The organism is Mesorhizobium sp. P2_F5 (assembly GCF_056403715.1).
This window is the reverse complement of the sequence record NZ_JBFUEY010000039.1, coordinates 15,192-28,861: the sequence shown is the minus strand read 5'-3', so window position 1 is coordinate 28,861 and position 13,670 is coordinate 15,192. Positions and strand designations below refer to the sequence as shown.

Here is a 13,670-nt window from a genome sequence, read left to right as displayed (position 1 = left end):
GCCGGAAACAGCTGCGGCTGATCGATCAGCCAGGGGCGAAACGTCTTGCTCATGCCCCAAAGAATCACGCCGTAATCCAGCTGTCTAGGCGCAGCCCGCCGCCGACCGCTCATTCCACACCCAAATACGGGGACAGGCTCCTAGCTTTGTGATCTCGTAAACGGGAGAGATCGCTCATGGAGCTGCATCGCGGCCGCCTCATCGACCACGTCCAGCTGGTGGTCAGGGACCTCAAGGCCAGCCGGAGCTTCTATGAAGCCGTCTTTAAGGTGCTCGGCATTCCGATCAGTGGTGAGGCCGAGGACTATTTCTGGGCGGACGAGCTGTTCATCTCCAGCCTCGACAGCCGGGCGGCGAGGGGGCAACTGACCGGGCGCCATCATCTGGCCTTCCAGGCCAGGGACAACGCCATGGTCGACGCCTTTTACACGGCCGGCCTTGATGCCGGCGGCACCGACAACGGCGCGCCGGGCGAGCGGCCCTACCATCCCGGTTACTACGCCGCCTTCCTSMTGGACCCCGACGGCAACAACATCGAGGCGGTGTTTCACGGGCCGGCGAAGCGCAGCGCTGCTTCGGTCGAGATCAATTTCTAGGCAATTCCAGGAGAGCGGTTCTCCGCCCGGAACTCTCTTGAAAACAAGGAGTTGCAGCGGTTCACCGATTCAAATGTTGAACCAACTCAAGCCGGGGCGTAACGGTTCACCACCATGCCGCAGGCATAGGCTTTCGAGCCGACGAGGCGCAGTTGCCTGAAGCCGCCCTGGTCGAAAATTCGCTCGCCGTCGCCGAGCGCAGCCGGATTGATGAACAGCTGGAATTCATCGACCAGCCCCGCCGCGATCAGCGCCGAGGCAAAGCCGGCGCCGCCGAACACTGCCATGTCACCGGCACCTTCGGCTTTCAGCGCCTTGACCTCGCGCGGCAGGTCGCCGCTGGCAAGCGTCGTGCGCTCCCACCGCGAAGCCGCGAGCTTGTCGGTCAGCACTACCTTGCGCGCGTCGACGATACGCTGCGCGAAAGCATAGAAGGGATCGCGCGGATAGTTTTTCGCCGCATTGCCCCAATGGCTGAGGTAGCCTTCTTCGGCCATCTTGCGGCTGAGCAGGATGGTGTCGATGCCGGCAAACACCGCATTGAAATCCTGCTTCAATTCGTCGTCCCACGGGCAGTTGTCGCCCCATTCCCAGAGCTGCCAGTGTTCGTTGCCGGCAGCGCCGACAAAACCGTCGACCGACATCTGCATTTGCAGGATCAGCTTCCTCATCGTCGTTCTCCTCGCTCGATCTGAGTGCATGAAAAATGCTTTACTTTTGAAACCATTGACGCAAGGAGAAAATGATGTCAATAGTAAAGTGATTTAAAAATGGAACCATATAAATGTCGACCAGGGAAAGATCCGGCTGTCCCATGAGCCTGTCGCTCGAATTGCTTGGCGACCGCTGGACGCTGCTGATCGTCCGCGACATGATTTTCGCGGGGAAGACGCACTTCCGGGAATTTTTGCAGTCCGACGAGGGCATCTCGTCGCGCACACTGGCCGAGCGGCTGCAGACCCTGCAGGATGAGGGCATCGTCACCAAAAGCGACGACCCCACGCACAAGCTCAAGGCGATCTACCGGCTGACCGAGGCGGGCATCGACCTGTTGCCGGTGCTGGCGACGCTCGGCGCCTGGGGCAGCAAATACCGCAACGCCGATGACCAATTGGCGACGAGCTGGCGGCGGGCGGCGAGGCGACGCTGCAGCAGATGAAGAAGAAGCTGCGGGCCGAGCATATCGGCTAGGGCGCAACGCTGGCTTCCTCTCGCGATGGGCTACATCCACACGACGTCGCCTAGACTTATTCTTCCCATCCCGCAAATCGCTGTGGCCTGAGCCATGCCTGCTGCGGATTGCCGTCGCCCGAAAGCACGGCGCCGGCCAGCCAGCGCGCGGTAGCGGGGGCGGCATGCATGCCGATCGAGCCCATGCCACCATGCACGTACAGCCCCTCGATCGCGGTGCGGCCGGCGACAGGCAGCCCGTCCGACAGCATCGGGCGGTTGCCAGGATAGACATTGGTCACCCTGGGCGAGCCGAGGCCGGGCAGCATGCGCAGCGTGCGCGCCGCGATGCGGGCAGCCATGTCGGTGTTTCGCACCAGATCGCGAAACGCCGGCTGCACCGAGGCGCCGAGCCTTGCGTCGCCGCCGCGCATCGGGTTGAGGCAGATGGCCTCGACGGCCGGCTGGTCGTCCCGTTGTGTAGCGACATCGGCAAGCCCCGACAGGCTCATGCGCCGCCCGAGTTCCTCCTGGTCCGGCCATGTCAGTTCCTCGACGATCCACGGCAACTCGAAATCGAGCTTGCCGAGCTGGATCAGCCAGCCGCGGCCGGCGGTGAAGGGCAGGCCGGGCAACGGTCCATCGCCGATGGTGCGCCGGAGCAGGTCGGACATCCACAGGCCATTGGCGATGAAAACGAGATCGGCCGGGATGATGCCCTGGTCGGTCAGCACACCCTCGACCTTGCCGTTGCGCGAAACGATCTGCGCGACGCGCAGGCCGGTGCGGATTGTGGCGCCAGCCTCGCGCGCGGCGTGCGCGAAGGCATGCGTCGCGCCCATCGGCTCCAGGGTCCAGGCGCGACCGACATGGTAGCCGCCGGCGACGTTGAAGCCGATGCGCTTGTGGTCGCGCGCAAGTTCCGCGCCGCTGACCTTGTCCATGGTGACCCCGGCGGCGCGGTAGCGCTCGGCGATCTCGGCCGCCGCCTCGAAGCTCTGCTCGTCTTCTGAAATCAAGAGATGGCCGATCCTGGCGAACTCGAACGGCACCGGGCCGGCGGCAAGCTCCTCATAGATCGCGGCGCAGGCATCGAGCATTTCGACCACCTCCAGCTGCGGCCCGCTGAGCAGCGTGCCGGTGTTGCGCCCCGAGGATTCGGCGGCGATCAGGGTCTGCTCCAGGATAACCGTCTTGACGCCTTTGGACGCCAGTTCCCAGGCCAGCGTGCATCCGGCGATGCCGCCGCCGATGACGATGGCGTCGACCCCGGTGGCGGAAGCGGTTTGCGCCACGATCTCCTCCCTATGTATCTCGTATACCAGTATACGAGGTACATATATTCGCGCAAGCTCATGTTTGTTGTGTAAAGTGGGGCCGTTGTCGTCGGCGCTGCCGTTTACCTTTCCCATGAAGAACTGGGGAGCGAGCGCCGGGGCAGGAGCTTTGGCCTTCTCTCCGTCACAATCTGGGAGTGTACGCGTACGGATGAAGAGCCAATCGCCTGGCTTTCGAACGTCTGGCGCCGGCAGGCGGAGGAAGGGCAGCGCCCATGACGTTGGCGGCAGGAGCCGCTGAAGCAGCTGGCAGAGGGGATCGTATGAGTGGATTTGCCGAAATGCAGCGGCCGCAGACGGTGGCCGAACAGGTCGCCAATGTGCTGCGCGAGGCGATCGCCGACGGCAGCCTGGCGGACGGCACGGCGCTCCGCCAGGACGAGCTTGCGCTGCGCTTCGGCTTCAGCCGCATGCCGATCCGCGATGCGCTGCGCCAGCTCGAGGCCGAAGGCATCGTCCAGATCCACCCGACCAAAGGCGCGCATGTCGCCCGTATGGACGCCACCGAGATCAGGGAGATCTTTGCGTTGCGCGACCTGCTCGAAAGCCAGGCGCTCAGCCTGTCTATCCCAGCGCTTGGCAGTGAAAAGCTCGACGAGGCAGCGCAGGTGCTCGCCCGCATCGACGCCGAGCCCGATGTCGCCCGTTGGGGTGTGCTGAACCGGACTTTCCACCTGGCGCTCTACAGCGCCTGCGGCAACGCCCGGCTGCTCGGCCTGATCGAGGCGCACCACAATGCCGCCGACCGTTATGTCCGCATGCTCCTGTCCAGCCTCGACTATCGCGGCGTCTCGCAGGCCGAACACCGCGAACTGCTCGCCGCCTGCCGCAAGCGCGACGCGGTGGAAGCCGTGCGTGTGCTGAAGAAACATCTCTGCGATGGCATGGAGACGCTGGCCAAGGCCGGGATGCTGCGCAACGGGTGACTTGTCCCGCCTGCTCCTCCGCGCATAGCCTCAGCCAGCCCGGCGGGAGGAGAATCGCTTGGACACCACTGTCGTCATTGTCGGCGCCGGCCCTGCCGGCCTAGCGGTCGGCGCTTGCCTGAAGCGGGCAGGGGTGGATTTTGTCATCCTCGAAAAAGCCCGGGAGGTGGCGCCCGCCTGGCGGCGGCACTATCGACGGTTGCATCTGCATACGGTCAAGTCGTTCTCTTCGCTGCCGTTCCAGTCCTTTCCCAAGCATTATCCGCGCTACGTGCCGCGCGAACTGGTGGTTCGTTACCTCGACGATTACGCGCAAAAATTCGATCTGCGCCCGCGCTTCGGCGTGACCGTAAAATCCATTCGCCGCGACGACGGCGGGTTTCTGGTCGAGACCGGATCGGAGAACCTCAAGGCGCGCCATGTCGTCATCGCCAGCGGCAACAATGCCGAGCCGATCATTCCCCGGCTCACCGCCATCGAGACCTTCAAGGGCGAGGTGCTACACAGCGCCGACTATTCGCAAGCCGCGCCCTTTGCCGACCGCTCGGTGCTGATCGTCGGCATGGGCAACACCGGTGCCGAGATCGCGCTCGACCTCGCCGAAAGCGGCGCCAAGCCTACCATTTCCGTGCGCAGGGGCGTCCACATCGTACCGCGCCAACTGTTCGGCGTGCCGATCCAGATGGTCGGCATCGCCAGCCGGCCAATGCCGCAGGCGCTGAACGACTGGATGTTCCCGATCATTCTCGATTTCGCGCTGGGTAAGCTGGAAAAGTACGGCATTGTGCGACCGAAACAGGGCATCCTGCAGCAGATCGACGAGATCGGACGCATCCCGGTCATCGATGTCGGCACGGTGGACGCCATCACCAAAGGCGCCATCAAGATCGCGCCCGACATAGCGCGCTTCACCGAGCACGGCGCCGCGTTCGCCGACGGCAGGCAGCAAGCCTTCGACGCCGTCATCCTCGCCACCGGCTACCGTCCGGGCTACGAAAAATTTTTGCCGGCGGAGCTGCAACCGGAACGCAGCGGCGTCAACGCCCGCGCCTCGCAGCTCGGCCTCTATCTCGTTGGCTTCTACAATCCGGTGACCGGACTGCTCAGGGAGATCGGCCGGGAAGCGAAGACGGTGGCGGCTGACATTACGCGGCGGGGTTGAACGCTGAGGCGCCCGGTGACGCGGCGCTTACAGCGAGGGCGGTAACGCATCTCCCTCATCCAGCAGCCATTGCCGCACGGCTTGCGTCGGCTCGGGGTGTCGTTGCTTGCGTGGCACCACGACATAGAAATCCTGCGTGCCGCGCATTTCGGCACGCAGCGGCTGCACCAGCCGGCCGGCGGCGATGTCGGCGACGACCAGGAAGCGGCTGGCCAGCGCGATGCCCTGGCCGGCAATGGCCGCATCGATCGCCAGGCCAGTCTGGTTGAAGCGCATCCGTTTGGCCTCGGTGGCCATCTTCAGGCCGAGCGCCTTTTCCATGAATTCCGGCCACAGATTGTGCGCGTCGTGAAGCAGGACGTCATGCTGGATGTCGGTTGGCGCGATCTCGTTTTCACCGGCGGGCAGCAGGGCAGGGCTGCAGATGGCGACGAGCTGCTGTGGGAACAACAGGTCCACCATCAGTCCGGCGCCGAAGGGCGGGCGGCCTTGCCTGACCGCAATGTCGACGCCATCGGCCTGAAAACTCGACAGGCTTTCGCTGGCCAGAATCCTGAGGTCGACCAGCGGATTGTGCGCGACGAACTCCGGCAGTTTCGGGATCAGCCATTTGGTGGCAAAGCTCGGCGTGACGCTGATCGTCAGCCGCGCCGGTTCGGGGCGCAACAGCAGCGTCGCCTCCGAGATCAGATCGAAGGCGCGGCGGATATTCGGCACATAGGCGCGGCCCTCGTCGGTCAGTGCCAGCCCGCGCGGCAGCCGCTCGAACAGTTTTGCGCCGAGATCGGCTTCCAGCCCGCGTATATGCTGCGCCACCGCCCCTTGCGTCACGTTCAGCTCCTCGGCGGCGATGCGGAAGTTGAGGTGGCGTGCGGCGGCTTCGAAGGCGCGCAGCGCATTCAACGGCGGCAGGTTCAGGAAGGCTTCGGGCATCCAGTAGTTTTTCTACAGCTTGATTTCAGACTTTCTGGTTCGAACCAGATGGCAAGGCCGGTTATAGCATTGCTCGAAGGTCGGAAACATGGGCTTTCAGAGTCCCGCCAACCCGCGAAGGAAAATCATCATGAGTGTAGAAAAAGTAGCAGTTGTCGTCGCCGGTGGCAGCGGCATGGGCGCGGCCGCGGCCAAGCGCCTGGCGGCGGACGGTTTCAAGGTTGCGATCCTGTCGTCCTCCGGCAAGGGCGAGGCGCTGGCCAAGGAGCTTGGCGGGCTCGGCGTCACCGGCTCCAACCAGTCGAATGACGATCTGCAGCGCCTTGTCGACCTGACGCTCGAGCGCTACGGCCGCATCGACGTGCTGGTCAACAGCGGCGGCCACGGACCGCGCGCGCCGATCCTCGAGATCACCGACGAACAATGGCACACCGGCATGGACGTCTACCTGCTCAACGTCATCCGGCCGGTGCGCATCGTGGCGCCGCAGATGGTCAAGCAGAAGGCCGGCGCCATCATCAACATTTCGACGGCCTGGGTGGTCGAGCCGAGCCCGATGTTCCCGACGTCCGCCGTGTTCCGCGCCGGCCTTGCCGCCTACACCAAGATCTTCGCCAACACCTACGCCGCCGACAATGTGCGCATGAACAATGTGCTGCCCGGCTGGATCGACAGCCTGCCGGCCACCGAGGAACGCCGCGACAGCGTGCCGATGCAGCGTTACGGCACCTCGGATGAGATCGCCGCGACCATCGCCTTCCTTGCATCTGAAGGCGCCGGCTACATCACCGGCCAGAACATCCGCGTCGACGGCGGCATCATCCGCGCGATCTGATCAAGGCGGCTCAAGGCGTGATCGGCAGATCGCGAAAGATCGTGGTCAAACAGAGAGATAGAGTCGCATTCTGACTCTGTTCGCGATGCGGCTCTATTTCCCGGTCATCAGATTGAAGACCAGCTGCCGCAGATTGCCGCCGGGACCGAATTCGACTTTGTCGAAGTCGCGGCTGGCCTGCCGCTGCGCCAGCGAGATTTCGGCGAGTTGCCGGGTCAGCTCCGTCCGGATCTTGCTGCAGGCGGGATCGTCGGCGACGGTCAGACCAACGCTTATCGCTTCGATCTTGTGCACCATCTCGACGATGGCCGCGCCATGCACCTTTTCATGGGCGGCGAGCCCGGCGGCGAAAATCTCCCAGCTCTTCTGCACGGCAGGGGCCAGCGGCGCGGCCGGCTTGGGCAAGGTGTAGGTGATGATGAGTTTCGGCCGCGCCGATTTGAGCACGCAGGCACCACCTTGCGGCTTGTAGTCCCTGGTCCAGGTCAGCTTGAAATTGGTGTGCGCAATGACCCGGCCTTTACCCAGCAACGGGCCCGCTTCGCCGATCGAGGCGTAGAGTTCGGGGCCGCTCTGCCCTGATATGGCATAGGTTTCGACTTTCTCGACCGGCTTCCAGTCAGCACGTGCGGGCAAGGCGAGGAGCAAGGCCGCGAGCAGGACGAACGAAATGACTGGTTTCATGCAGATGTCAAAGGGCCGCCAAGGGTTGTGCCCTTCGCTCTAGCATTGGGCACGGCGGCTGACAAAGCCGTTGAGGGATTCACCCGCCTCGGCAGGCGGCATCGTAGTCGGCCAGAACCTGGCCGATCGCCGCGTGGAAAATCGCCTCGGGATTAGCAGCCGGTCCAAGCGCCGCCGGCAGCGTCGGCAGAAACTGCCGCATCAGCGTTTCGGGAATGACCACGCCAGTGAGTGTCTTGCGCAGGCGGTCGACGGCGGCGATGGCGGCGAGGTTGCTCCAGTAGTAGCGGATTCGGTCGCTGTAGCTGTAATGCCGCTGCAGATAGAGGCTTGTTTCACTGCCATGATAGTGGCTGTGCCAATGGCCGGGTGCTGCCAGCATCACGCGCTCCATCGTGCGGGCGAGTGATCGGTCGCCATAGCCTTCGACCATCTCCGAGGCGATCAGGTCGAGACCATAAAATGCCTCGCGCAAGGCAAAGGTCAGGCCGGGACCGACCTTGAGGATGGGAAAGCCGTTGTCGACAAGGGCGGTTAGCGCCGCGCGACTCTGATAATCGGTCGAATGCGCCTCGTAGACGAGCGAGGGTTGCTCATCGAGCAGCCCGGTCAGACCTTTCGATTTTTCGGGATTGTAGGTGACCACGTTCTGGCTGCCGAATTCCACGCCGGGCTGCACCACGACGGCGAGGACACGCGCAAAGGCATCCGTCAGGCCTTCGCGGGCAAAGATGCCGCGATGAATCTCGATCGTGCGCCGCGCCGCCGCCGCTTCGGTTGGCTTCAGATCATTGATCGCGTGATCGACGCCGCCGGGGGCGGGAACTTCTGTGCCGATGATGTAGACCGGCAACGCGCTACCGATTGCTCTCGCCGCCGTTTCGGCCGCTTGGGCCAGCCGCGCCGCGCGTGTGGCAATGATCTCGTCATCGAGCGCCGCCGGCTCGCCGGCGCATCCCATCGAGGCGTCGAGATGGATCTTGCTGAAGCCGGCTTTGACATAGGCGCTGACCATGGTTTCGGCCTTGTCCATCGCCTGCGTCGCCGGCTCGGCGCGCCACGGGTTCGGTCCCAGATGATCGCCGCCGAAGATGATGCGCGAGGGGTCCAGTCCCTCCCTGCTGGCGATCTCCAGCACGAAGGCGATGAACAGGTCCGGCGTCATTCCCGTATAGCCGCCGAACTGGTTGACCTGATTGCAGGTCGCCTCGATCAGCAGGATGGTTTCCTTGTTCCTGACGGCGCGCCGTATTGCCGTCTGGATCACCAGCGGATGCGCAGAGCAGATCGAGGTGATGCCGTAGGGCGATCCGTTCCGGCGGGCAGCAGCGAGGCCTGCAAGCGGGTTGGTCTTCATGTCGCTCTCGCGGTCCCGGCGATGAAATCGTCAAGCACGTCGAAGCCGGCGGTGCCTTCCATGGGGCCGCGCCGCGTGACGTTGCGGGCGCCGGCGGCATTGGCATAGAACAGCGCCGTGCCAGGCTCCATGCCCTTGCGCCGGCAGGTCAGATAGGTCGCGCCAAAGCAGTCGCCGGCGCCGGTCGGGTCGACTTCTTCGACCAGGAAGCCGGGACAGTCGATCCTGTTGCCGTCGCTGCCGAAATAAGAGGAGCCGGCAGCGCCGCGCTTGAGCACGATCTCGCCGACGCCCCGGGCGATCAGCGCCTTCACCGCCTGGCATTCGTCATCGACGCCTGCCGCGGCAAGCAATTCGTCGCCGGAGGGTAGCAGCAGATCGGCATCGTCAACCAGAGCTGCGAATTGCTCGCCGTCGGCACCGTCGATCAGTTCCTTGCGCATGTTCGGGTCGAACGAAGTCGAGCCGCCGCGGGCGCGCACGGCCTTCAAGGCATAGGCGACGATCTCCTTCAGCCCGGCTACGGATAAAGTGGACCCCATGACATGCAGATGCCCGGCCCGGTCCGCCAATTGGCGCGCCTCGGCGGTGAGGCGGATTTGCCCGGCGGCGGATTCGGCAATGTTGTAGACGAAGTCGCGGCCGCCATCGGGCCGGTAGCGCACGAAGGCGCATCCGGTCGGGAAGCGGTCGCTTACATCGACGGCAGAGACGTCGACGCCGTCGCGCTTCAGTCTCTCCAGATTGAGCGTGCCGAAATCGTCACGCCCGACGCAGCCGATAATGCCGGCGCCGCCGCCCAGTTGTGCGACCTGATCGATGAAGATTGCTGGCGCACCGCTCGGATAAGGCCCCATCAGCGTTTGCGGTTCGAGGAAGCCAAGACCCCGCTCGGTGGCCATGATCTCGACCAGGATTTCGCCGGCGGCAATCGTCGGACCCGCGGTCTCGGCGGCGATCTCCCTTCGGCGGGACAGGCTCATGCTTGCAATTCCTTCTCCCCAGCGGGACCGGACGCCGATCGTGGCGGCGTGCGACGATAGCGCCCTGTTGTGGCCGAGGTAAATCGCGCCGAGAGCGAAGTCAACAAGAACTACACGTACGTTCACTTTATTTGCAACGCGCGGGGTTTTCCAAAAGCGCAATATGGCGATCCGCTATCCGCCGAGCTTTGGCGAGGTGCCAAATATCGGGCCCTGCACAGCTTGACTCGGCTGTCTTCAAGCGCAATAAAATATACACGCATGTTCACTTACACATGCGCATTCGTAAAGGAGGAGACGAAATGCCAATTGGTAAGCGTATAGGATTTCTTGGCCTGTCGGTCGCTGCTTCGGCACTGGCGGCGGGTGCCGCCCTGTCCGAGGAGATCACGGTTGCGACGGTCAACAATGGCGACATGATCATCATGCAGAAGCTGTCGCCAGAATGGGAGAAGGCGACAGGCAACAAGGTCAACTGGGTGGTGCTGGAGGAAAACGTGCTGCGCGAACGGGTCACCACCGACATCGCCACCAAGGGCGGACAGTTCGACGTGCTGACCATCGGCGGCTATGAGACGCCGATCTGGGGCAAGAGCGGTTGGCTCACGCCGCTCAACGATCTCGGTGACGACTACGACTATGACGATCTGATCGCGCCGGTCCGCAGCGGCCTGACGGTCGATGGCAACCTCTACGCCGTGCCCTTCTATGCCGAAAGCTCGTTTACACTCTACCGCAAGGATCTTTTCGACGCAGCCGGCCTGAAGATGCCGGAGCAGCCGACCTATGACCAGATCACGGAATTCGCCGACAAGCTCACCGACAAGTCGAAGGAACAGTATGGTCTGTGCCTGCGCGGCAAGCCGGGCTGGGGCGAGAACATGGCATTCCTCGGCACGCTCGTGAACACGTTCGGCGGCCGCTGGTTCGACATGGACTGGAAGCCGCAGCTCAATTCACCCGAGTGGAAGAAGGCGATCGGCTGGTATGTCGACACGATGAAGAAGGATGGACCTCCGGGCATCAGCTCCAACGGTTTCAACGAGAACCAGACCTTGTTCGCGTCCGGCCATTGCGCCATGTGGATCGACGCCACGTCCGCGGCGGGTCGTGTCTATGATCCGAAGCAAAGCCAGGTTGCCGACAAGGTTGCTTTCGCCAAGGCGCCGGTGGCGGTGACGCCGAACGGCTCGGCCTGGGGCTGGGCATGGAGCCTCGCCATCCCGACCTCGACCAAGAAGGCGGATACAGCAAAGTCCTTCGTCAAATGGGCGACTTCGAAAGCCTATGTCCAGCGCGTCGGTGAGACGGAAGGCTGGGTCGCGGCGCCTCCGGGAACGCGCAAGTCCACCTATGCCAGCGCCGACTACCAGAAGGCAGCACCTTTCGCCGCGACGGTGCTCTCGGCGATCGAATCCGCCGATCCGACCAAGCAGACCAAGGATCCGGTTCCCTATACCGGCATCCAGTTCGTCGCCATCCCCGAATTCCAGGGCATCGGAACCGAGGTCGGTCAGGCGATTGCCGCAGCGGTCACCGGCCAGCAGTCGGTCGATGATGTACTCAACGGCGCCCAGGCCGCGGTGGAGAAGACGATGACGGAGGCGGGTTACATCAAATAGGCGCGTTCAAGCCGGGACGGTGCGTGTGCCGTCCCTGGCGATCCGGGCCTGAAAAACCTCCCATTGCAGCAGGCCCGGAGGATGCACGGACCCGTCCACAGCGGGTCCGTGCTTTCCTTGCAGGCGACGAAAGTCGCCATTTGGCGGTACATCTTTTCGAGAAACGCGGAAAAAATTGAAATGAGATTGAAGAACAAGATTGCCCTGATAACCGGCGGTGCGCGCGGCATTGGCCTCGGCTTCGCGCAAGCCTATGCGCGCGAAGGCGCCACCGTGGTGATCGCCGATATCGACATCGAGCGTGCGACGCGGGCGGCCGCCGCGATCGGTGCTTCGGCCAGCGCCGTCAAGCTCGACGTCACCGACCTCGCAGCGATCGACAGGATTGTCGCCGAGGTCGATCACGATTTCGGCGGTATCGACATCCTGGTCAACAACGCGGCGATCTTCGACATGGCGCCGATCACCGAGATCACCGAAGAGAGCTACGACAGGGTGTTTGCCATCAATCTCAAGGGGCCGCTGTTCATGATGAAGGCGGTGGCCAATGTGATGATCGCGCGCGGCCGCGGCGGCAAGATCATCAACATGGCGAGTCAGGCCGGCCGCCGAGGTGAGGCGCTGGTGACACTTTACTGCGCCTCCAAGGCAGCGATCATCTCGGCGACGCAGTCGGCGGCATTGGCGCTGGTCAAGCACGGCATCAACGTCAATGCCATCGCGCCCGGCGTCGTCGACGGCGAGCATTGGGACGTCGTCGACGCCCACTTCGCCCGCTGGGAGGGCCTGAAGCCCGGCGAGAAGAAGGCCGCTGTCGCAAAGTCGGTCCCGATCGGCCGCTTTGCGCAGCCCGAGGATATTGCCGGGCTCGCCGTCTTCCTGGCCTCGTCCGACAGCGACTACATTCTGGCGCAGACCTACAACGTCGATGGCGGCAACTGGATGAGCTGAAGCGCTCTCCGAACCGCATCGCCAAGGGAGACTGAAATGAAGGCCATCCGATTTACCGCCGCTGGCGTTGCCGGCATGGCGGAGCTGGACCTACCAAAGATCAAGCCGGGGCACGCTCTGGTGCGGGTCCGCGCCGCAGGGCTTTGCCACACCGACATTGAGGTCCTGCATGGCCGCTACGGGGAGAGCGCGTTTCCGCTGGTCCCCGGCCATGAATATGCCGGCACCGTCGAGGCCGTCGCCGATGATGTCACCGCCCTCAGGCCCGGCGACCGGGTCGCCGTAGATCCCAACATCCCGTGCGGGCATTGTCCCGCCTGCGGCAAAGGCCTCACCAATCTGTGCGCCAGCCTGAAAGCCTATGGTGTCACCGTCGATGGCGGTTTTGCCGAGTTCAGCTTGGTTGCCGTCGACCATCTGCATGGGATTGGCGATCTCGGTTTCGCCACGGCAGCCCTTGCCGAGCCGCTCGCCTGTGTTCTCAACGGTCTCGGTGCCGCTGGGCTCGAGGCCGGCAAGAACGCGCCCGGCAACGCGCTGGTCTTCGGCGCCGGGCCGATCGGCCTGCTGCTTGCCCTCTCACTCAGGGCCAAGGGTGTCAACAGCGTGGCCGTCGCCGACATCAGCGAACAACGGCTCGCCTTTGCCGAAGCGCTCGGGCTGGAACCGTTGGTGCCGGGATCGCAGGCTCTCTCGGCACGGGCGCGGGGCTTCGATTTCGTCGCCGACGCCACCGGCATCGCCAAGGTGGTCGAGGGCATGATCGGCTTCACCGCCGATGGCGGCATCGCGCTCATCTTCGGCGTCTGCGCTCCCGATGCCAGGATATCGGTCACCCCGTTCGAGATATTCCGCCGCCAGATCCGATTGGCGGGGTCGCATTCGCTCAACCGCAACATCCCGCAGGCGCTCGATATTCTCAAACGCGACGACGGCACGATGGCACGGCTGGTCAGCCACCGGCTGCCGCTTGCCGAACTGTTGCCGTTCCTCGCCAAAGCCGGCGGCGACCCAACGACGATGAAAGTACAGTTTTCCGCGGGAGCGTAATTTCTGACAGTGCAGCCACGCCCACGAGCCACAAGCGGGCGCCCGCGCCCGGAAAGAACGGTCC

The 13,670-nt window shown here is 63.9% G+C and carries 14 protein-coding genes; 8 read left to right on the top strand and 6 right to left on the bottom strand.

Annotated elements, in window-relative coordinates; translation table 11 throughout:
* Window positions 1-176: 176 nt before the first annotated feature.
* On the top strand, window positions 177-596 hold the full coding sequence (locus AC1DYO_RS30980; RefSeq protein ID WP_477268330.1) for a VOC family protein: 420 nt from the start codon (window positions 177-179) through the stop codon (window positions 594-596).
* 86 nt (window positions 597-682) lie between these two features.
* On the opposite strand, the gene AC1DYO_RS30975 is transcribed toward AC1DYO_RS30980, so the two are convergent.
* Window positions 683-1,267: a dihydrofolate reductase family protein gene (locus AC1DYO_RS30975; protein ID WP_477268328.1), complete on the bottom strand. Its 585-nt coding sequence runs from the start codon at window positions 1,265-1,267 to the stop codon at window positions 683-685.
* A gap of 113 nt (window positions 1,268-1,380) precedes the next feature.
* Here AC1DYO_RS30975 and AC1DYO_RS30970 point away from each other — a divergent pair, with 113 nt between their 5' ends.
* Window positions 1,381-1,755, top strand: a complete 375-nt coding sequence (locus AC1DYO_RS30970) for a winged helix-turn-helix transcriptional regulator (protein WP_477268327.1) — start codon at window positions 1,381-1,383, stop codon at window positions 1,753-1,755.
* 88 nt (window positions 1,756-1,843) lie between these two features.
* On the opposite strand, the gene AC1DYO_RS30965 is transcribed toward AC1DYO_RS30970, so the two are convergent.
* On the bottom strand, window positions 1,844-3,061 hold the full coding sequence (locus AC1DYO_RS30965) for an NAD(P)/FAD-dependent oxidoreductase (protein WP_477268325.1): 1,218 nt from the start codon (window positions 3,059-3,061) through the stop codon (window positions 1,844-1,846).
* Window positions 3,062-3,366: 305 nt separating this feature from the next.
* On the opposite strand from AC1DYO_RS30965, the gene AC1DYO_RS30960 reads away from it, so the two are divergent.
* Together AC1DYO_RS30960 and AC1DYO_RS30955 are read left to right on the top strand one after the other, a co-directional pair.
* Window positions 3,367-4,029 carry a GntR family transcriptional regulator gene (locus AC1DYO_RS30960; protein ID WP_477268323.1) on the top strand — a complete coding sequence of 221 codons (663 nt, stop codon included), beginning with the start codon at window positions 3,367-3,369 and terminating at the stop codon, window positions 4,027-4,029.
* 58 nt (window positions 4,030-4,087) lie between these two features.
* Window positions 4,088-5,191, top strand: a complete 1,104-nt coding sequence (locus tag AC1DYO_RS30955; protein WP_477268321.1) for a flavin-containing monooxygenase — start codon at window positions 4,088-4,090, stop codon at window positions 5,189-5,191.
* A gap of 27 nt (window positions 5,192-5,218) precedes the next feature.
* Here AC1DYO_RS30955 and gcvA read toward each other — a convergent pair whose 3' ends face one another.
* A complete protein-coding gene (gcvA, locus tag AC1DYO_RS30950; RefSeq protein WP_477268319.1) occupies window positions 5,219-6,124 on the bottom strand; it encodes a transcriptional regulator GcvA in 906 nt (301 codons plus the stop codon).
* A 130-nt stretch (window positions 6,125-6,254) separates the two neighbouring features.
* On the opposite strand from gcvA, the gene AC1DYO_RS30945 reads away from it, so the two are divergent.
* A complete protein-coding gene (locus tag AC1DYO_RS30945; RefSeq protein ID WP_477268317.1) occupies window positions 6,255-6,959 on the top strand; it encodes an SDR family oxidoreductase in 705 nt (234 codons plus the stop codon).
* Window positions 6,960-7,052: 93 nt separating this feature from the next.
* Here the strand turns inward: AC1DYO_RS30945 and AC1DYO_RS30940 are convergent, their stop codons facing one another.
* The 3 genes from AC1DYO_RS30940 to AC1DYO_RS30930 form a co-directional block, all read right to left on the bottom strand.
* Window positions 7,053-7,643, bottom strand: coding sequence for a DUF922 domain-containing Zn-dependent protease (locus tag AC1DYO_RS30940; protein ID WP_477268315.1), 591 nt, complete (start codon window positions 7,641-7,643; stop codon window positions 7,053-7,055).
* A 79-nt stretch (window positions 7,644-7,722) separates the two neighbouring features.
* The gene (locus tag AC1DYO_RS30935; RefSeq protein ID WP_477268313.1) at window positions 7,723-9,000 is read right to left on the bottom strand and encodes a D-tagatose-bisphosphate aldolase, class II, non-catalytic subunit; all 1,278 of its coding nucleotides are present in this window, start codon (window positions 8,998-9,000) and stop codon (window positions 7,723-7,725) included.
* The gene (locus AC1DYO_RS30930; RefSeq protein WP_477268311.1) at window positions 8,997-9,983 is read right to left on the bottom strand and encodes a tagatose kinase; all 987 of its coding nucleotides are present in this window, start codon (window positions 9,981-9,983) and stop codon (window positions 8,997-8,999) included. The genes AC1DYO_RS30935 and AC1DYO_RS30930 overlap by 4 nt, the downstream gene beginning before the upstream one ends.
* A gap of 302 nt (window positions 9,984-10,285) precedes the next feature.
* Between AC1DYO_RS30930 and AC1DYO_RS30925 the strand changes: the two genes are divergently transcribed.
* The 3 genes from AC1DYO_RS30925 to AC1DYO_RS30915 all read left to right on the top strand — a co-directional run bounded on the left by AC1DYO_RS30925 (window position 10,286) and on the right by AC1DYO_RS30915 (window position 13,606).
* Complete coding sequence (locus AC1DYO_RS30925) at window positions 10,286-11,605, top strand: ABC transporter substrate-binding protein (RefSeq protein WP_477268309.1); 1,320 nt, start codon at window positions 10,286-10,288, stop codon at window positions 11,603-11,605.
* 180 nt (window positions 11,606-11,785) lie between these two features.
* Window positions 11,786-12,556: an L-iditol 2-dehydrogenase gene (locus tag AC1DYO_RS30920; protein ID WP_477268307.1), complete on the top strand. Its 771-nt coding sequence runs from the start codon at window positions 11,786-11,788 to the stop codon at window positions 12,554-12,556.
* Between the two features lie 36 nt (window positions 12,557-12,592).
* Window positions 12,593-13,606 (top strand): zinc-dependent alcohol dehydrogenase family protein, encoded by a 1,014-nt coding sequence (locus tag AC1DYO_RS30915; protein ID WP_477268306.1) that lies wholly within the window; start codon window positions 12,593-12,595, stop codon window positions 13,604-13,606.
* The last annotated feature ends 64 nt before the right edge of the window (window positions 13,607-13,670 follow it).

Bases quoted from the DNA above. Each gene is read 5' to 3' on its own strand.
- AC1DYO_RS30945 (WP_477268317.1), top strand. From the start codon at position 6,255: ATGAGTGTAGAAAAAGTAGCAGTTGTCGTCGCCGGTGGCAGCGGCATG.
- AC1DYO_RS30920 (WP_477268307.1), top strand. From the start codon at position 11,786: ATGAGATTGAAGAACAAGATTGCCCTGATAACCGGCGGTGCGCGCGGC.
- AC1DYO_RS30925 (WP_477268309.1), top strand. From the start codon at position 10,286: ATGCCAATTGGTAAGCGTATAGGATTTCTTGGCCTGTCGGTCGCTGCT.
- gcvA (WP_477268319.1), bottom strand. From the start codon at position 6,124: ATGCCCGAAGCCTTCCTGAACCTGCCGCCGTTGAATGCGCTGCGCGCC.
- AC1DYO_RS30940 (WP_477268315.1), bottom strand. From the start codon at position 7,643: ATGAAACCAGTCATTTCGTTCGTCCTGCTCGCGGCCTTGCTCCTCGCC.
- AC1DYO_RS30960 (WP_477268323.1), top strand. From the start codon at position 3,367: ATGAGTGGATTTGCCGAAATGCAGCGGCCGCAGACGGTGGCCGAACAG.
- AC1DYO_RS30975 (WP_477268328.1), bottom strand. From the start codon at position 1,267: ATGAGGAAGCTGATCCTGCAAATGCAGATGTCGGTCGACGGTTTTGTC.
- AC1DYO_RS30970 (WP_477268327.1), top strand. From the start codon at position 1,381: ATGTCGACCAGGGAAAGATCCGGCTGTCCCATGAGCCTGTCGCTCGAA.
- AC1DYO_RS30935 (WP_477268313.1), bottom strand. From the start codon at position 9,000: ATGAAGACCAACCCGCTTGCAGGCCTCGCTGCTGCCCGCCGGAACGGA.
- AC1DYO_RS30915 (WP_477268306.1), top strand. From the start codon at position 12,593: ATGAAGGCCATCCGATTTACCGCCGCTGGCGTTGCCGGCATGGCGGAG.
- AC1DYO_RS30930 (WP_477268311.1), bottom strand. From the start codon at position 9,983: ATGAGCCTGTCCCGCCGAAGGGAGATCGCCGCCGAGACCGCGGGTCCG.